Origin of the sequence: Kibdelosporangium persicum, assembly GCF_013280595.1 — a bacterium.
In the GTDB taxonomy this organism is placed as follows: Bacteria; Actinomycetota; Actinomycetes; order Mycobacteriales; family Pseudonocardiaceae; genus Kibdelosporangium; species Kibdelosporangium persicum.
Map to the genome: position 1 here is coordinate 19,425 of NZ_JAAATY010000020.1, position 17,881 is coordinate 37,305.

18 protein-coding genes are annotated in these 17,881 nt (G+C 68.5%); 10 read left to right on the forward strand and 8 right to left on the reverse strand.

Annotated elements, in window-relative coordinates:
• Positions 1-105 precede the first annotated feature (105 nt).
• The 8 genes from GC106_RS29900 to GC106_RS29935 all read left to right on the forward strand — a co-directional run bounded on the left by GC106_RS29900 (position 106) and on the right by GC106_RS29935 (position 8,272).
• Complete coding sequence (locus tag GC106_RS29900) at positions 106-1,392, forward strand: ABC transporter substrate-binding protein (RefSeq protein ID WP_217281155.1); 1,287 nt, start codon at positions 106-108, stop codon at positions 1,390-1,392.
• Entirely contained in the window at positions 1,389-2,351 is a 963-nt protein-coding gene (locus GC106_RS29905) for a carbohydrate ABC transporter permease (RefSeq protein ID WP_217281156.1), read from the forward strand. Before GC106_RS29900 ends, GC106_RS29905 begins: the two co-directional genes overlap by 4 nt.
• The gene (locus GC106_RS29910) at positions 2,348-3,268 is read left to right on the forward strand and encodes a carbohydrate ABC transporter permease (protein ID WP_173137562.1); all 921 of its coding nucleotides are present in this window, start codon (positions 2,348-2,350) and stop codon (positions 3,266-3,268) included. Before GC106_RS29905 ends, GC106_RS29910 begins: the two co-directional genes overlap by 4 nt.
• A gap of 24 nt (positions 3,269-3,292) precedes the next feature.
• Positions 3,293-4,198 carry a 5-dehydro-4-deoxyglucarate dehydratase gene (locus GC106_RS29915; protein WP_173137564.1) on the forward strand — a complete coding sequence of 302 codons (906 nt, stop codon included), beginning with the start codon at positions 3,293-3,295 and terminating at the stop codon, positions 4,196-4,198.
• Positions 4,199-4,202: 4 nt separating this feature from the next.
• Positions 4,203-5,477: a glucarate dehydratase family protein gene (locus GC106_RS29920; protein WP_173137566.1), complete on the forward strand. Its 1,275-nt coding sequence runs from the start codon at positions 4,203-4,205 to the stop codon at positions 5,475-5,477.
• Positions 5,471-6,595: an alpha-amylase family protein gene (locus GC106_RS29925; protein WP_173137569.1), complete on the forward strand. Its 1,125-nt coding sequence runs from the start codon at positions 5,471-5,473 to the stop codon at positions 6,593-6,595. Before GC106_RS29920 ends, GC106_RS29925 begins: the two co-directional genes overlap by 7 nt.
• Before the next feature lie 26 nt (positions 6,596-6,621).
• Positions 6,622-7,086 (forward strand): hypothetical protein, encoded by a 465-nt coding sequence (locus GC106_RS29930; RefSeq protein ID WP_173137571.1) that lies wholly within the window; start codon positions 6,622-6,624, stop codon positions 7,084-7,086.
• A gap of 316 nt (positions 7,087-7,402) precedes the next feature.
• Entirely contained in the window at positions 7,403-8,272 is an 870-nt protein-coding gene (locus tag GC106_RS29935) for a nuclease (RefSeq protein WP_173137573.1), read from the forward strand.
• Here the strand turns inward: GC106_RS29935 and GC106_RS29940 are convergent.
• From GC106_RS29940 to GC106_RS29960, 5 genes are all read right to left on the reverse strand, one after another.
• Positions 8,253-9,170, reverse strand: a complete 918-nt coding sequence (locus GC106_RS29940) for an aminoglycoside phosphotransferase family protein (protein WP_312872954.1) — start codon at positions 9,168-9,170, stop codon at positions 8,253-8,255. The genes GC106_RS29935 and GC106_RS29940 overlap by 20 nt on opposite strands.
• A 110-nt stretch (positions 9,171-9,280) precedes the next feature.
• The gene (locus tag GC106_RS29945) at positions 9,281-10,939 is read right to left on the reverse strand and encodes a fumarate hydratase (RefSeq protein WP_173137576.1); all 1,659 of its coding nucleotides are present in this window, start codon (positions 10,937-10,939) and stop codon (positions 9,281-9,283) included.
• A 419-nt stretch (positions 10,940-11,358) separates the two neighbouring features.
• Entirely contained in the window at positions 11,359-12,336 is a 978-nt protein-coding gene (locus GC106_RS29950) for a sigma-70 family RNA polymerase sigma factor (protein WP_173137578.1), read from the reverse strand.
• Positions 12,337-12,572: 236 nt separating this feature from the next.
• Complete coding sequence (gene dtd / locus GC106_RS29955) at positions 12,573-12,995, reverse strand: D-aminoacyl-tRNA deacylase (protein WP_173137580.1); 423 nt, start codon at positions 12,993-12,995, stop codon at positions 12,573-12,575.
• On the reverse strand, positions 12,992-14,431 hold the full coding sequence (locus tag GC106_RS29960) for a DUF7782 domain-containing protein (protein WP_246366976.1): 1,440 nt from the start codon (positions 14,429-14,431) through the stop codon (positions 12,992-12,994). Before GC106_RS29960 ends, dtd begins: the two co-directional genes overlap by 4 nt.
• 111 nt (positions 14,432-14,542) lie before the next feature.
• Between GC106_RS29960 and GC106_RS29965 the strand changes: the two genes are divergently transcribed.
• Positions 14,543-14,872, forward strand: a complete 330-nt coding sequence (locus GC106_RS29965; RefSeq protein WP_173137584.1) for a DUF3099 domain-containing protein — start codon at positions 14,543-14,545, stop codon at positions 14,870-14,872.
• Positions 14,873-14,887: 15 nt separating this feature from the next.
• On the opposite strand, the gene GC106_RS29970 is transcribed toward GC106_RS29965, so the two are convergent.
• The 3 genes from GC106_RS29970 to GC106_RS29980 form a co-directional block, all read right to left on the reverse strand.
• Positions 14,888-15,739, reverse strand: coding sequence for a carbohydrate kinase family protein (locus GC106_RS29970; RefSeq protein WP_173137586.1), 852 nt, complete (start codon positions 15,737-15,739; stop codon positions 14,888-14,890).
• On the reverse strand, positions 15,736-16,656 hold the full coding sequence (locus GC106_RS29975) for a pseudouridine-5'-phosphate glycosidase (protein WP_173137588.1): 921 nt from the start codon (positions 16,654-16,656) through the stop codon (positions 15,736-15,738). The genes GC106_RS29970 and GC106_RS29975 overlap by 4 nt, the downstream gene beginning before the upstream one ends.
• Positions 16,657-16,750: 94 nt before the next feature.
• Positions 16,751-17,560: a sporulation protein gene (locus GC106_RS29980; RefSeq protein WP_173137590.1), complete on the reverse strand. Its 810-nt coding sequence runs from the start codon at positions 17,558-17,560 to the stop codon at positions 16,751-16,753.
• Positions 17,561-17,677: 117 nt separating this feature from the next.
• Here GC106_RS29980 and GC106_RS29985 point away from each other — a divergent pair, with 117 nt between their 5' ends.
• Positions 17,678-17,854, forward strand: a complete 177-nt coding sequence (locus tag GC106_RS29985; protein ID WP_173137808.1) for a DUF3039 domain-containing protein — start codon at positions 17,678-17,680, stop codon at positions 17,852-17,854.
• Positions 17,855-17,881: the final 27 nt, after the last annotated feature.

The window sequence follows — 17,881 nt, forward strand, 5'->3', positions numbered from 1 at the left end:
CGGAGTGGTCCAATGCCGGACAACGCAGTCTCGCGCCCGTCTCTCAGATCGTCTGTCAGGTCACGCGGCCGGAAGACCGCCGTCGTAGCCCCTGCGCTCGTCGCGGTGTGCGCCGCGGTGGCCGCCGGATGTGGCACGTCGACGTCTCCCTCCGCCCCGCAGGGCGATCCGAACGCTCCGCTCGAGGTCTGGACCCGCAGCCAGGATTCGGCTGCAAAGGTTTACACGAGGATATTCGAGGAGTTCACCAAGAAGACCGGCCAGAAGGTCGAGTACAAGGCCGTCTTCAACGACTTCGACAAGCAGATCCAGCAGCGGGCCGCCAACAAGGACCTGCCGGATCTGGTCATCACCGACACCGGCTCGCTCGGCGTGTTCACCCAGCAGGGCCTGGTCGGCGAGGTCGACCGTGCCTCCCTCGCGGGCGCCGCCGACGTGAGCGAGCGGGCCTGGGGCAACGCCAGAACCTCGGACGGCAAGTTCCACGCGGTGCCGTGGTCCACTCAGGCCACCGTGACGCTGATCCGCAAGGACTGGCGGGAGAAGCTGGGCAAGCCCGTGCCGGCCACCCACGAGCAGCTGCTGGACCTGGCCAAGGCCTTCACCTCGCAGGACCCGGACGGCAACGGCCAGGCCGACACGTACGGCATCCTCGCCCCGGCGACCACCGACCGCGGCTACACCTTGTGGTGGGCGTCGAACTTCCTCTGGCAGGGCGGCGGCGACGTGCTGAAGGACAGCGGCAACGGCAAGTTCCAGGTCGCCATCGACTCGCCGGAGAGCCAGCGGTCGGTCGAGTGGATCCGCGGCCTGTTCTGCGACAGCAAGGTGATGAACCCGAACGCGCTGACGCTCACGACCAACGACGCGCACCCGCTGTTCGAGACCGGCAAGGTCGGCATCTACACCACCGGCCCGTACATGTTCAGCCGGTTCGACAAGAACCTCGGCAAGGACAAGTACGAGGTCATCCCCGCGCCCAGGGGCCCGGGCGGCGACACCGTGCTCGGCGAGGGCGAGGACATGTACATCATGGCCGGTTCGCCCAACCCCGCGGGCCAGAAGAAACTGGTCGAGTTCATGCTGACGCCGGAAGTCCAGCAGATGGGCATGAAGGTGCAGGCGGGCGAGACCCCGGTGGTCCGGTTGCCGGTGAACAAGAACGTCGACGTCAAGACCGTGCTGAACGACCCGCGCTGGGACACCACCAAGCAGGTCTACGAGTCGGCCGGCCGTCCGTTCCCGGCGGTGCCGAACTTCCAGCCGTTCCGGCAGAAGACCTCGGAGTCGCTGAACAAGATTTTCACGTGCACCACCGACACCAGGGCCGAGCTGGGCAAGCTGGCCGGTGAGCTGACCAAGGAACTGTCGACGCAAGGCATCAAGCAGTGACGATCGGCATCACAGGCCGCGAAGCCACCGCTGTCCCGGGCGCGACCAGGTCCGCCCGGGACGGCGGTATCACCGCGCCCAGGCGGCGCCGCCACTGGGGCCGGTCCCTGATCCCGTGGGCGTTCCTGGCTCCCGCGCTGCTGTTGTTCCTCTACTTCAAGTTCATCCCGATGGCCGAGGGCATCCGGCTGAGCCTTTACAAGGTGCAGCCGTTCCTCGGCGACATCTTCGTCGGGATGGACAACTACGCGGCCGTGCTGGACGACACCGCGTTCCAGGAAGCCGCGTACCACACGGTGGTCCTGGCGTTCGGCCAGACGTTCGGCTCGATGGTCGTCGGCTTCTTCCTCGCGCTGCTGCTGGAGGGCCAGGCCAAGTCGCTGTGGTTCGTGCGCTCCGCCGTGTTCCTGCCGGTGGTCGCGGCGACCGCGGTCGTCGGTGAGATCTGGCGGGTGCTGTACTTCCCGGACCCCAACGGTTTCCTCAACGAGGTGCTCTCGTGGGTAGGTGCCGGGCCGTCGACGTTCCTCGACCACCCGGACACCGCGCTGACCTCGGTGATGATGGTCGGGATCTGGAAGCACGCGCCCTACGACATGGTGCTGATCCTCGCCGGTCTGGCCGGGATCGACCGTGAGCAGTACGAGGCCTCCGCCCTCGACGGCACCACCGTGTTCCAGCGGCTGTGGTACGTCACGCTGCCCGCGTTGCGCCCGGTGATCACGATTCTGCTGACGCTGGCGGCGATCCGCGGTCTGCGGGTGTTCACCGAGGTGTACGTGCTGACCGGCGGTGGCCCGGCCGGTGCGACGTCGGTGTGGATGACCACGGTGTTCTCCCGTGGTTTCGAGAAGAACGACATAGGTGTGGCCTCGGCGGCGTCCGTCATGCTGTTCCTGGTGACGTTCCTGCTCACAGTGATCGTGCAGGTCTGGCGGCGAGCAAGGGAGGCCCGGTGACGACGTCCACGGGGACCGCTCCGGTCAGGACCCGGCGCAAGCCAGGGGTCTCCTCACGGCTGGACACCGCGCTCGGCTGGTCGACCGCGCGCAACGCCTACGCCAGCCGGGCGATCCGGATCGTGCTGTGCACCCTGGCCGTCCTGATCTTCACCGGACCGTTGATCACGGTGTTCTCCGGTGCGTTCGACGTCAACCGGGACCCGACGCAGCTGTCCGTCCTGCCCGGCAACCCGACTCTGCAGAACTACGAGGAAGCGGCCGCCAAGAACATCTGGACCTACTTCGCCAACTCGTTGTTCATCGCAGGCGGCGCGTTGCTGCTGCAGCTGCTGGTCAGTGTGTTCGCGGCGTATGCCATGGCACGCAAGAAGTTCCGCGGCCAGGCGATCATCCTGCTGCTGATCCTGACGACGATGATGCTGCCGGAGGAGGTCATCGCGATCCCGCTGTCGCTGGTGATCGGTGACCTGCCGGTGCTCCAGCTCAACCTGAGGGGGACCCTGCTCGGGGTCATCCTGCCCCTCGGTGCCTGGGGGTTCTCCATCTTCGTGATGACGGAGTTCATGAAGGAGATCCCGGTCGAGCTGGAGGAGGCGGCCAGAGTGGACGGCGCGGGGGAGCTGCGGGTCTTCGCGCGGATCATCCTGCCGCTCTGCCGTCCGGCGCTGGCCGTGATCGCGGTGTTCGGTTTCACCATGATCTGGGACCAGTACCTGCTGCCCAGGATCGTGGCCAACGACCCCGCCGACTACACGCTGACCGTCGCGCTGGCGGATCTGCGGTCGGACATCGAGGTGGGGCCGGGCATCGTGCTGGCAGGCGCGCTGCTGGCGCTGGTACCCAGCCTGATCGTGTACCTGTCGCTGCAGAAGTCGTTCCTGCGTGGGATAACCACAGGTGCGGTCAAGGGTTGATCGCCGGTCGAGATTGAGGTCAGTATGCAACTGGATGGAGTGCTGTTCTTCCCGGTGACCCCCTTCGATGCCGCCGGGGAAGTCGCCGTGGACGTGCTGGCCGAGCACGTCAAGCACGGCGTCGCCGCCGGTCCTGGCGGGGTGTTCGTGGCGTGCGGGACCGGTGAGTTCAACGCACTGGACGTGGCCGAGTTCGACCAGGTCGTCCGGATCGCGGTGGAGGCCACCGCGGGCCGTGTGCCTGTGTTCGCGGGCGCGGGCGGACCACTGCCGATCGCGAAAAGGTATGCGGCGGCGGCGAAGTCGGCGGGCGCCGACGGCGTGCTGTTGCTGCCGCCGTACTTGGTTTCCTCGCCGCCGGCCGGTCTGGTCCGGTACGTCGAGGAGGTGAGCCAGGTAGGCAACCTTCCCACGATCGTCTACCAACGTAACAATGCTGTGTTCACCCCGGAGTCGGCCGTACAGGTTGCCTGCCTGCCCAACGTCGTCGGCCTCAAGGACGGGCTGGGTGACATCGACCAGATGCAGCGCGTCGTGCTGGCCGTCCGGTCGCAGGTGGACAAACCGTTCCAGTTCTTCAACGGGCTGCCCACCGCGGAACTGACCGTGCCCGCGTACCGCGGCATCGGCGTGGAGCTGTACTCCTCGGCGGTGTTCTGCTTCGCGCCGGACATCTCGCTGGGCTTCTACCACGCCGTGACCTCCGGCGACACCGCGAGGACCAACCGCCTGCTGACGGACTTCTACCTGCCGCTGGTCGAACTGCGCGACAAGGTGCCCGGCTACGCGGTGTCCCTGGTGAAGGCCGCGGTGGTGAAGAGCGGGCTGGACGTCGGCGGCGTCCGCCCGCCGCTGGTCGACCCCTCGCCCGAGCACCTGGCGGAACTGGACCGGATCATCGCCGCCGGCCGGGCCGCCCTGGAGGACTGAACACGTGAAGATAACCGAGATAGTCCTTACCCCCGTTGCCTTTCGTGATCCGCCCCTGCTGAACTCCGCCGGTGTGCACGAGCCGTGGGCGCTGCGCACGATCGTCGAGGTGCACACCGACGAGGGGATCTCCGGCCTCGGCGAGACGTACGGCGACATCGCGCACATCGAGCGCCTGCGACAGGTCGTCCCGTCGCTGATCGGGCTGGACGCGTTCGCGCTCGGCCCGATGCACCAGCGGGTCGCCGCGGCGCTGCACGGCGTGACCGGCTTCGACACGCACGGACTGACCGGCAAGTTCTCCGCGCCGGGCACGGTCGACCGGGTGTACTCGCCGTTCGAGGTCGCCTGCCTGGACATCCAGGGAAAGGCGGTCGGCCGTCCCGTCGTCGACCTGCTCGGCGGTGCCGTGCGGACCGAGATTCCCTACAGCGCTTACCTTTTCTACAAGTGGGCCGGCCATCCGTCCGCGAAGCTCGGCGACGAGGAGCCGGACCAGTGGGGTGCCGCGCTCGACCCCGCGGGCGTGGTCGCGCAGGCCAAGCAGCTGATCGACCAGTACGGCTTCAAGTCGATCAAGCTCAAGGGCGGTGTCTTCGCGCCGGATCAGGAGGTCGAGGCGATCAAGGCGCTGCGGGAGGCGTTCCCCGGCACCCCGCTGCGGCTCGACCCGAACGCCGCGTGGCACCCGGAGACCGGCATCAAGGTCGCCCGGGAACTGGACGGCATCGTCGAGTACCTGGAGGACCCGTCGCCGGAGATCGAAGGCATGGCCGAGGTCGCCAGGTCCGCCCCGATGCCGTTGGCCACCAACATGTGCGTGGTCTCGTTCGAGCACCTGGCGCCCGCGGTCGAGCAGGACGCCGTCCAGGTCATCCTGTCCGACCACCACTACTGGGGTGGGCTGACCCGGTCGGCCAAGCTCGCGGCGATCTGCGAGACGTTCGGCATCGGCCTGTCCATGCACTCCAACTCGCACCTGGGCATCAGCCTGGCGGCGATGACGCACCTGGCCGCGGCCACGCCGAACCTGACGTACGCGTGCGACACGCACTACCCGTGGAACGCCGCGGACGACGTCGTGGTCCCGGGAGTCCTGTCCTTCAAGGACGGTTCGCTGACCGTGCCGTCCGGTCCCGGTCTGGGCGTCGAGCTGGACCGGGACGTGCTCGCGCGGCTGGCCGAGAACTACCGCACGTGTGGCATCGTCAAGCGCGACGACACCGGGTACATGCAGAAGTTCAACCCCGAGTACGAGAAGAGGCGTCCTCGTTGGTAACTACCGTCGCACACGTTTACCCGTGGGACGTTGTCGGTGACCCTGGTGCTGCCGCGCGGTACGCGGAGCTCGGTGTGGACGCGGTCGCGCTGGCGGCCTCGTACCACACGGTGCGGGCCGCGACGCCGCTTCACCCGGAACACCGGCTGATCGACGCCCGGCACGCGGCGTTCTACCTGCCGGTCCGCGAGGAAGCGTGGCAGGGCAAGCGATTGCGGCCCGCCGAGCCGTCGTGGGTCGCGCCGGACTCGTACCGGTCGGCGCGTGACGCGCTGAAGGCCGCGGGCCTGCCGGTGTACGCGTGGACCGTGCTGACGCACTCCAGCCGCCTCGGCGACCTGCACCCGGACCTGACCGTGGTCAACGCTTTCGGCGACCGGTACCCGTATGCGCTGTGCCCGTCCAACCCGGATGTGGTCGAGTACTGCCTGACGCTGGTCGAGGAGATCATCGAGCTGGCCTCGCCGGACGGGATCATCCTCGAGGCGTGCGGCGCGCTCGGGTTCGTGCACGGCGGCCACCACGAGAAGACCGACGGCGCCGACTGGGGCCCGGTCCGGCAGAAGCTCATGTCCGTGTGCTTCTGCGCGGGGTGTTCGGCCAGGTATCCGGACGCCGACGCGCTGCGGTCGCAGGTCAGGGCGGCTGTCGACGCCGGTGAGCCGGACGAGATGCCGCTGGATGCGTCCATCGCTTCGGTGCGCGCGAACGTGGCCGGTGACCTGCGGAAACTTCTGGTGAACCGGATCAGGGACCTGGCGCCGTCGGCCCGGGTGATCGTGCACGCGAACGCCGACCCGTGGGCGACCGGGCCGTTCGCCACGGTCGCGCCCGAGCTGGGCGTCGAGGTGGACGCGCTGGTCGCGATGGCCTGGCCAGGGCCTTCGGCCAGTACCCCGAACATTCGGGCGCTGCGCGCGATGGCCCCGGACACGCGGATCGCCGGTTACGTGCTGGCGCTGCCGCCGAAGCCGGTCGACGGCGCGGCGATGCTCGCCGAGATGCGGGCTCTGGCCGGGGAAGGCGTCGAGGAATTCCACCTCTACCACGCCGGACTCGCGTCCGGGGACCGGCTGACCGCGATCCGTGAGGCCGTCGACGCTTTGCGTGCAACCTGACCCGTGGGTGGTTCCGTCCTTGGTGCATGAGACACCTAGCGACAGTCGGAGCCAGTGTTCTGCTTGCGCTGAGTGCCGCCTGCGGTGCTCAGACGCAGACTGGCTCCGCTCCACCACCGTCGGCTTCGGATCTGCCGAGCGAAACCATTCCGCCGTCTGACCCGCAGCTGCCCGGTGAGCAGCCTGCCGGGGCCAAGCTGGTGACCAAGCTCGACGCGGCCAAACTCCCCGAGGGCTACCCCAGAAAGGTGTGGACCGAGGGGGACGGCACACGTGTCGGCGTCACCGCGCAGGAAGGCGGTTGCAGCAGAGCCAGCGTCGAGATCGGTGAGCAGAGCACGGACAAGGTCGTGCTGACCCTCGTCGAGACGATGCCCGCGACCGAGCAGATGTGCACGATGGACATCCGCTACCCGGTGTTCACCGTGAACCTCAACGCGCCGCTGGCCGAGCGCCCGGTCATCCTGGACTACCAGCAACGCAAGGTCTGACTCTCTCCGAACAAGGTGCCCGGTCGATGTGCCCCGTCGGCCGGGCATCGGCTTGGTCGCGCTGGTCGTTTACGCCTCGCAACACGCCCGACGCCGCCCCAGCCACGGCGGCAAGTGAGCACTGCGCGGTGTCGGCTGCGTGGGGCGGGGTGGAAATGACCGGCTTGGCGACCAAGCCCGTCCGAGCGGAGCGAGGACAATTGAACACTGCCCTTTTGGGCTTGGTTCTACTGCATTCGGGTTAGTGCCCTAACTGTTCTGCCTGTTCGGCGATACCCCGGTTGAAGGGGCGTATCAGCCGAGGGAGAGCGGCACCATGGCCATGTTGGTGATCGAAGGCACTTTCCGGATCGTCGGGGCGCGGCCGGACGGCGACTCAGTCCGGTTCTACCCGAACAACCTCGACGACTGGGACAAGGTCGAAGGCGGGCGCAAGGTGCGCCGCAACAAGAGCGGAGGTGCCCAGTTACGGCTGGACGGCATCGACGCGCTGGAAACCCATTTCCGGACCGAGGACGGCGAAACCCACCAGCCGCCGCGGTTCGCCGACGCGGCGTCCGCCGAACTGCTGGACTTCCTGGGGTTCACCGACGTCGTCCGCCGGGAGAAGGACGGCACGGTCACGGCCAGCGAACCGCTGCAGGCACCCGGGTACATCCTCACCCGGACCGCGGACGTCTACGGCCGCTGTGTCGCGTTCGCGGGCAAAGGGGAGGCTCCGGGCAAGAGCGGTACTCGCGTTCACGTCGACGTGCCGATGGTGCAGCGGACCGTGAACTACCACCAGCTCGCGCGCGGGCTGGCGTATCCGACCTTCTACCTCAAGCTGTTCCCGGACCTGCGGGCGACGATGGCCGAGGCGGCGAGGGCCGCCCGGGACGGCCAGCTGGGCCTGTGGCCCAAGGACGTCACGCAGAGCGGCGGCAAGATCGTGCGGGAGCGGTCGCTGGCCGAGGACCTGGTGATCATGCCGAAGTTGTTCCGGCGCCTGGCGGACTACCTGGCGTTGAACGACGGCGACCTGTCGCTCGGCGGGTTCCTGGACTTCCTCGACCAGAAGGACGACCGGCTGTTCGTCCTGTCCACCGGGCACTGGACGAGCTTCGACACGATCGTCGAAGTGATCGACGACGACACCGTGCGGCTGACGGTGCCGCCGGAGGACATCATCTTCGAGGAGAAGTAACGGCTTTCGCGATCGCGACCTGCATCGGCTGCAGGGCGTGCGCACCGTCCTGGATGTCCCACAACGAGTTCTGCAGCGCGCGGGCGACTGTCCACCCGGCCGCGCGCTGCCGGTCGAGCCCGAGAACCTCCGTCATCAGGTCGAAGCGCCGCAGCACGGCCTTGGTGACGTCACCGGTGGCCACGATCTCGTCCCACCGGTTGTCCAGCGCGGGCATCAGGTCGAACCCGGGGTCGCCGACGAGCGGCTTCGGGTCGATCGCCAGCCACGGCTCACGATCGGCCGCCAACACGTTGTCGTAGTGCAGATCCCAGTGCAGCAGCCGGTCACCGGGCTCGTCGAGCAGCTCGGAAACCGCCGCGGCCCAGTCCTTCAGCAGCCTCTGTTCGTCCGGATCGGACAGTTCGAGGATGGCTTGCGGCGTGTCCGCGACCATTCCGGTGGCGATGTCCTCGAGGTGCCGGATGTTCCGCGGTCCGGGCACCTTGGTGAGCCGTGCGAGCAGTCCGGCGAGGATCTCGGTGGCGGCGAAGTCGTCCGGCATCGTCGACAGTGGACGGTTCTCGTCCAGGCGCTCCAGCAGCATCGCGCCGGTGTCCTGGTCGTGGTCGAGCAGGCGGACGATGCCGTCGCCGTCCCAGATCCTCAGCCCGACCGGCTCGCTCTCGTGCTCCCAGTCCACCGGCTGGAGCTTCAGCGCCGCCCGCACACCGTCCGCGGTCGTCACGGGCAGAACGAGGGAAGCCATGCCGTGCATGGGCTTCCCGTCGAGGGTGAGCCGCCAGTGGTCGAGCGTCCGCTCGGCCAGGCCGGGAAGCCCGGCGAGCCATTCCCCGGGAAAGTTGTCCCGAAGGGACTCGGCCAACGCCTCCGGCACGACGATCACCCGCGTGTCCACCTTTCCAGCACCCCGAAAGCCACTTTCCGGCACCATGTTCGCGCACCGGGTGCTGTCCCGCGAGGGAATTTCATGGTGCCGGAAAGGTGGACACGCCGTGCCGGGCGGGCCTACTTGCGGAAGCTGATCTGCAGCGTCGGCGCCGAGGTCTCGGCGAAGAAGTCGTTGCCCTTGTCGTCCACCACGATGAACGCGGGGAAGTCCTCGACCTCGATCTTCCACACGGCTTCCATGCCGAGCTCCGGGTACTCCAGCACGTCGACCTTGCGGATGCAGTCCTGGGCCAGCCGGGCGGCCGGGCCGCCGATCGAGCCGAGGTAGAAGCCGCCGTGCGACTGGCACGCGTCAGTCACCTGACGCGACCGGTTTCCCTTGGCCAGCATGACAAGCGAGCCACCCGCGGCCTGGAACTGCGCCACATAGGAGTCCATCCGGCCCGCGGTGGTCGGGCCGAACGAACCGGACGCGTACCCCTCGGGCGTCTTGGCCGGGCCGGCGTAGTACACCGGGTGGTCCTTCATGTACTGCGGCATCGGCTCGCCCGCGTCGAGGCGCTCCTTGATCTTCGCGTGCGCGATGTCCCGGGCGACCACGAGCGGGCCGGTCAGTGAAAGCCTTGTCTTGACAGGGAGTTTGGACAGCGTCTCGCGGATCTCGGCCATCGGCCGGGTGAGGTCGATCCGCACGACTTCCTCGGACAGGTCCTCGTCGTGCACCTCCGGCAGGTACTGCGCCGGGTCGCGCTCCAGCTGCTCGATGAACACGCCGTCCGGGGTGATCTTGGCCTTGGCCTGGCGGTCGGCCGAGCAGGACACCGCGATGCCGACCGGGCAGGACGCGCCGTGCCGGGGCAGCCGGATCACGCGCACGTCATGGCAGAAGTACTTGCCGCCGAACTGCGCGCCGATGCCGAACTGCCGGGTCATCTCCAGCACCTGCTGCTCCAGGTCGACGTCCCGGAACCCGTGCCCCAGCGTGGATCCCTCCCGCGGCAGGTTGTCCAGGTACCGCGCGGAGGCGAGCTTGGCGACCTTCAGGTTGTGCTCCGCGGACAGGCCGCCGACCACGATCGCCAGGTGGTACGGCGGGCACGCGGCGGTGCCGAGGCTGCGCAGCTTCTCGTCGAGGAACTTGGCCAGCCGGTTGGGATTCAGGACGGCCTTGGTCTCCTGGTACAGGAACGTCTTGTTGGCGCTGCCGCCGCCCTTGGCCATGAACAGGAAGTCGTAGCGCGGGTCCGTGCCCGGCGCGGTGTACAGCTCGACCTGCGCGGGCAGGTTCGTGCCGGTGTTGCGCTCGTCCCAGAACGTCACCGGGGACATCTGTGAGTACCGCAGGTTGAGCTGCTGGTACGCCTCGAAAACCCCCAGCGACAACGCCTGCTCGTCCGTGCCGCCGGTGAGCACGCCTTCCGTGCGCTTGCCGATCACGATCGCCGTACCGGTGTCCTGGCACATCGGCAGCACGCCGCCCGCGGAGATGCACGCGTTGCGCAGCAGGTCCATCGCGACGAAGCGGTCGTTGCCCGAGGCCTCGGGGTCGTCGACGATCGCGCGCAGCTGAGCCAGGTGCGACGGGCGGAGCAGGTGCTGGATGTCCTTGATGGCCTCCTTGGCCAGCAGGGTCAGCACGTCCGGGTCGACCTCGAGGAACTGGCGGCCCGCTGCTTCGATCAGACGCACACCCTCCGGGGTCACCAGCCGGTACTCGGTGGTGGTGTCGGGGGCGAGCGGGAGCACGTCGGTGTACTGGAACGAGGTGGTGGTCACGCGGGCTCCTTTGCGCGCGGGTCGGGAACTGGTCGTGACGTTACCGAACCGCGCGGGAGCACTGGATGTGATGTCTGCCGTGTACCAGCCTCATGCGTGCATGGACCGCCCGTCACGGGATGACGAATCGCACCCCTGTGATCCGTCATCCGTGACGTGCGGAGCCGACCCCAGATCCCCACAGCACCCGACCAAGCCCAAGGAGCCCCAGACCGCGCGTCAGCGCGAGGTGGTGGAGCACCTTTCCCCGGACATATCGGAAGGCCGCGCCAGCCCCCGACCGCCGCGACCTCCCGGGGTAAGCAGTCACATGTCGTCACTTGACGCATGCACTGCGTAGTCTTCGGTTTGCCCGCCTAAGTATCGTGACGTTCCTCACGCCGCAACAGTGCCGTTCGGGTGACCTGCATCACTTCGTCCTAGCTCGCGTACGCCCGGAGCTTCTCGGCGCGCTCGCCCTGACGGAGCTTCGACATGACCTCACGCTCGATCTGGCGCACGCGTTCACGGGAGAGCCCGAAGCGCTTGCCGATCTGGTCGAGGGTCCTGGGCTGGCCGTCGTCGATGCCGTAGCGAAGACGGATCACGTGCTGCTCGCGCTCGTCGAGCGTGGCCAGCACCCGGCGCAGGTCGTCCTGCAACAGGCCGGAGATGACCGCGCCCTCGGCGTCGGTCGCCTCGGAGTCCTCGATGAAGTCGCCCAGCGGCGCGTCTTCCTCGGCTCCGACCGGCATGTCCAGGCTGACCGGGTCACGGGCGTGGTCGAGCAGGTCGATGACCTTGCCGACACTCAGGCCGGACTCCTTGGCCAGTTCCTCGTGGGTGGCCTCACGGCCGAGCTGCTGGTGCAGGTCGCGCTTGATCCGCGCCAGCTTGTTCACCTGTTCCACCAGGTGGACGGGCAGCCGGATGGTGCGCCCCTGGTCGGCCATGCCCCTGGTGATGGCCTGCCGGATCCACCACGTGGCGTACGTGGAGAACTTGAACCCCTTGGTGTAGTCGAACTTCTCGACCGCGCGGATCAGACCCAGGTTCCCCTCCTGGATCAGGTCGAGCAGCGGCATGCCGCGCCCGGTGTAGCGCTTGGCCAGCGAGACGACCAGTCGCAGGTTGGCTTCGAGCAGGTGGTTCTTGGCCACGTGCCCGTCGCGGATCAGCGACTTGAGGTCCATCCTGCGCTGCGCCGGAAGCTGCGGGTTGGTCTCCAGCATGTGCTGGGCGAACACGCCTGCTTCGATCCGCTTGGCCAGTTCGACCTCTTCGGCGGCGGTCAGCAGCGCGGTCTTGCCGATCCCGTTGAGGTACACGCGGACCAGGTCGGCCGCGGGACCCTGTGCGTCGAGATCGAGTTCGGCGGCTTCGGGAACCTCGCGGTCAAGAGTCTGCGGGACGGTCATCTGACTCTCCCTCCCCCTGTCTCGGGCTGGCGGTGGTTCGTGTCGCGGACAGGCGAACCGTTGGTCCGTCTGGGACCGTGCCGCCCGTTGGTTGGACACTAGAGAAAACGTGAGCCGATCGAGATTCGTTCCCGCTTTCTCAAACTGGATGACGTGAGAACCGGCCAACCGGTTGCGCGGCGGATGCTGAGATATTCCTGAGAAGGGGCCACTGTCCACAGTGGCTGAGAAAATCCTTAGATTTCCACCAGGACGGTGAACGGACCGTCGTTCACGCTCGTTACTTCCATCATGGCCCCGAATTCGCCCGTTTCCACGTGGGCTCCCCGATGGCGCAGCTCGTCGACGACCGCTCCGACAAGGGGTTCGGCCTGCTCGGGGCGGGCGGCGTTGATCCACGACGGGCGCCGACCCTTACGGGTTTCCCCGTAGAGGGTGAACTGGCTGACCACAAGCAGTGGCGCGCCGGAGGTGGCGCACGACTCCTCGTCACGAAGAATGCGAAGCTCGTACAGTTTCCGGGCCATGACGGCCGCCTTTTCGCGCGTGTCGTCCGTATGCACGCCGAGTAATACCAACAGGCCCGCGTCGATCGCCCCGACGACCCGACTGTCCACAGTCACCGAGGCGCTGCGCACACGGGCGACGACGGCTCTCACGCCGGCACCAGCATCCCGTGCCGGACAAGCTCGTCGACCAGCGGCAGCGCGGCCACGACGAGTGCGTCCGTCGGTACGCCGTGTGCCGCGGCGAGCAGTTCCAACAAGTCCCCCAACGGCAACAGACCGCGACAGCCTGCCAACAACGCGCGCACGAGCTCGTCGATCTCGTGCTGCCACCCGGGTCCGTCGGTCCGGTGCAGGCGCCGCACGACCGCTTCCCAGCCTTCGTCACCCGGTGCCGAAACCTCTTCGAGGACAACCGAATCGGCCACCTTCAAGTGCGCTCGAAGCAGCGCGTCGGGTGACGAATGCGCACGCAGCCAGTCGATCCGGTCCAACCAGCCCGCCGCCTCCTGGCCGAGCGGGTCGTCGAACGCGTGCCGCAGGTCCTCGCAGATGATCCGCGGCTCGCCGTCGGTGCGGCGCAGGGTGACGAACCCGAAGCCGACTCCGGCGACCTTGTACTCGGCGAACCAGTCCAGCCACGCCGAAGCACGCGCCGACCCCTCCGCCGACCGCGGATCGATACCGGCGTCACGCAACCAGGTGCCGACGTAGAGGTCCGGGTCGGCGACATCGCGTTGCACGAACCACGCGTCCACCCCGCCCGGCAGCCACGAGGTGACGCGTTCCTGCCAGTCCTGGCCGGGCAGATGCAGCCACGACGCCAGCAGCTGACCCACGCCGCCGCGCGTCAGGTATTCCGGCAGTGCGGCGACGACGAGCGCGCTCGCGTCGTCACCGGCCAGCCCGGAGTCCCGGTAGGTGTAGTCGACCCGGGACGGCCCGACGACGAACGGCGGATTGCACACCACTTGGTCGAAGCGGCGGCCGGCGACCGGCTCGAACCACTTGCCCTGCTTGGTTTCCACGGTCAGCCCGTTGATCCGGAATGTCCCGTTCGCGAGTTTCAGCGCGCGCTCGGACAGGTCGGTCGCGGTGATGCCGCGCGCGTGCCTGCTGGCGTGCAACGCCTGGACGCCACAACCCGTACCAAGATCGAGAACCGTGCCGACCGGACGGCGGACGGTCGCGCGAGCCAGGCTCAATGAGGCGTGACCGACACCGAGGACGTGGTCCACCGGCACCTCGGCGCCCAACTGGTCGGAATCCAGGTCCGCGAACACCCACCACGAGCCCTGGTCGTCGCCGTACGGGCGGACGTCCAGCCCGGCGCGCACCCGGTCGCCGTCCACGCGGACAAGCCCGGTCGAGATCGACTCCGGCCACGGCAGCACGCCCCGGACCTCGCGCTCGGGCAGTTCGTCACCGAGCAGGAAAAGCCTGATCAGCGTGCCCAGTTCGGCGCCGTCCCTGGTCGCGCGACGGGCGGGCTCCGGCTCGCCGCGGCCGAGCGCGGCGTGCGCGGACTCCCCGATCAGCCGCAGGACTCCGTCAGCGTCGTAGCCGGCGCGCTCGAAGGCGTTCCGCAAAGCGGAACAGAACTCTGGCGAAAGATCATCGGCCACGACGGAATACTTCCACGGCGCGGGCAACCTGTCGCCTCGGGTCTAAGGTGGGAGAATGACTATGGAGGTGGTGTCGTGAACAACCCCAAGGAAGACGACACCCCGGTTCTCATCACCGAGGCTGCCCCGTCGTTCGATGACCAGCACGCGGCCCGCAAACGCAAGTACCTGATCATGATGAGCCTGCGGCTGCCCTGCCTGTTCCTGGCGCTCATCTTCATCCAGACGTGGTGGCTGGCCCTGCTGTTCCTGGTGCTGTCGATCCCGCTGCCCTGGGCGGCCGTGCTGATTGCCAACGACCGCCCGCCGCGCCGGAGCGAGCGCGTCAGCCGTTACCGGCGGCGTCAGGGTGAGCCGAGCGCCCAGCTGGCCGAGCGCTCGAACCACCACGTCATCGAGGGATAAGCCACCGGCTGACGGTCACTGCGGGATGGCGCCGATCCCGGTGACCACCTTGGTCGCCGCGCTGACGCCGCACCGCAGGGCCGCCTCCGGTGTCTCACCGGCCAGCCACGCGGCCAGGAAACCGGCGTTGAAGGCGTCCCCGGCGCCGGTGGAGTCCATACAGGACACCGGTTCGGCCGGGACGCTGATCGTTCCGGCACGGTCGGTCCAGCCGGCACCCTTCGCTCCGGCGGTGGCCGCGACCGCGCCGACGTAGTCGAGCAGGTCGTGCCCGGCCGACAGGTGCGCGAGCTCGTCCTCGTTGGGCAGCAACAGGTCCACGCCCTTGATCCAGTCGAGGAACGCGCCGGGGTCGGGGATGAGCGCGGCGGATTGCGGATCGACCGACGTGGTCAGCCCGTTGTCCCGGGCGGCTTTCAGCATCGCCAGGCCGGCGTCCCGGGACGCCGGGTCGAGCAGGACGTATCCCGACAGGTGCAGGTGCCGAGCCGCCCTGAGCAGCTCCGGCCGCAGGTCGTCGGGCTGCAGCCAGGCACCGGCACCGTGGTCCGGCAGCATCGTGCGCTGGCCGGTCTGGTCGACCATGATCACCACGCAGCACGTCGACGCGCTCGGGTCGACCGTGAGTTCGCACCGCACACCGGCGGACGCGAGGTTGGCCAGCACCTGACGGCCGGCCATGTCGTCACCGATCCGGCCCACCAGCACGACGTCCGCGCCCTGGTTGGCCAGCCACGTCGCGGTGTTCGCGCCCGCGCCGCCCATCGTGACCCGGACCTGGGCGGAGGTGTCGCCGCCGTAGACGACCTCGCTGGCCGGTAACACCATCACGTCGAGGCCGGCGTCCCCGACCACCAGGATCGTCACCGGGCGGCCAAGTCCGCGGCGACCTGGGCGGCCAGGGTGACGTTGGACACCACCAGCGCCTCGTTGACGTCCAGGCTGGTGCCGCCACTCGCCGTGTGGAAGTGCTCGAGCAGCACCGGCGTGACGTCCCTGCCCTGCACGCCCTGCTCGTCGAGCCGCTTGAGGCCTTCGGCCAGCAGCCGGTCGTGCAGCTCACGGTCCATCTCGTACTCCGGCGGGACCGGGTTGGCCAGCAGCACACCGGACTGGCCCGGTGCCTGCCGGTGCGCGGCCACGACGGCCGCGGCCTGCTGTGGGTTCTCCACCCGCCACGCCACCTTGAACGCGGATTCGCGCAGGTAGAACGCGGGGAAGTGGTCGGTCTGGTAGCCGATGACCGGCACCGAGCGGGTCTCCAGCAGCTCCAGCGTCGCCTCGATGTCCAGGACGGACTTCACCCCGGACGACACGACCAGGATCGGGATCTCGGCGAGGGCGTCGAGGTCGGCCGACACGTCCCACGAGGTGTGCCTGCCGGGAAGCGGCAGGTGCACGCCCCCCAGCCCGCCCGTGCCGAACACACCGATGCCTGCCTCGTGCGCGATCGCGGCCGTGCTCGCGACCGTGGTGGCGCCGTCCTGCTTGAGCGCCATCGCCGGGCCGAGATCACGCCGGGACAGCTTCACCAGCCCGGAGCCGGGCGCGCACACCCGGTCCAGCTGGTCCTCGGACAGGCCGACCTGAATCGTGCCGTCCAGGACCGCGATCGTCGCCGGCACCGCGCCCGCCTCCCGCACCACGGCTTCGAGCCGCTCGGCCACCTTGCGGTTGCGGCCGGGCGGCAGACCGTGCGAGAGGATGGTGCTTTCCAGGGCCACGACGGCCTGGCCAGCCGCGAGGGCGGCGCGTACTTCATCAGCGATGGCGATACCGGTCACGGTCGCATTCTTTACGGCAGGACGCCCAAAGGTCCACTTGCGTCAGCCCGGAAGGGCAACACCCGGCGCCAGGCGGTGCCGATTCGGTCAAGGCTCAGTCGAAGATGGCGCGGGGCCGGGCGACTTCGCGCAGCCAGCCCTCGATCTGCTGCTCCCAGTTCGTCGCGCCGAGCCGGGCGTAGTCCACGGGGAACGCGCCGATGAACGGCCGTCCCTGCGGGCCGAGGCCGCTGCCCTTGCCGACCCGGACCTTCTTCTGCACGTCCAGCACCACCTGCATCCCGGCGGACGACGCCAGGAACGTGACCGCGACCTCGAAGAACGCCTGCCCGAAGGCGGGGCTCGGGGCGAAGCGGACCTCCTGGTAGAACGGCAGCTGCTGGTCCAGCCCGGTGACCTTGTTCTTCTCCAGGCCACCGGCCCGGAACTGGAAGCCCAGGCGGCTGAACGCGTCCAGGATCCGGTGCTGGGCGGGCAGCGGCTCGATCGCGACCGCGTCGATGTCCTGCGGGTCGACCACGGACCCGCCCAGGTCGAGCTGGGTCTGCAGACCGATGGCCATGCCGGACAGGTGCTTGCCGAGCACGGTCGTGATCGGCGTTTCCCACGGCAGGTGCACCTCGAACGGCACGGTCAGCTGCTGGCCCGCGCGCACGACCGCGTTGCTCGCCAGGTTGGTGTTCTGGAACGGCATGTCCACCAGCGAGACCGCGCCGCGCTCGTCGCTGTGCTCGACGCGGGCGAGCAGGGTCACGCCCAGGCCCTGGACTTCCTGGTCGACCTGGCCGCCGATCAGCACGATCTGCCCGCGCAACGGGCCGCCCGGCCGGACGCTGCGGTCGAGCAGCTGCGCGTCGACCTTGGCACCGCCCTGCCCGAAACTCGCCAGCACCTTGGAGAACATGCGCGCATCTAACCAGGGTTCGGCCGGGTTTGATGCAGAATTGGTGCCGTGAGTACCTCCACCCAGACGCTGCCTGACGTCGACACCAGGGACTCGACCGGTGACGACACGCCGAAGATGTTCCACTACGTGCAGAAGAACAAGATCGCCGAGAGTGCCGTGATGGGCACCGTGGTGGTCGCGCTCTGCGGCGAAGTGTTCCCGGTGACCCGGTCGCCGAAGCCGGGCTCGCCGGTCTGCCCGGAGTGCAAGCGCATCTTCGACGGCCTCAAGCCGGGCGGCGGCGACAAGTAGGACCCGCGTGCGAAGGGCACCTTCACG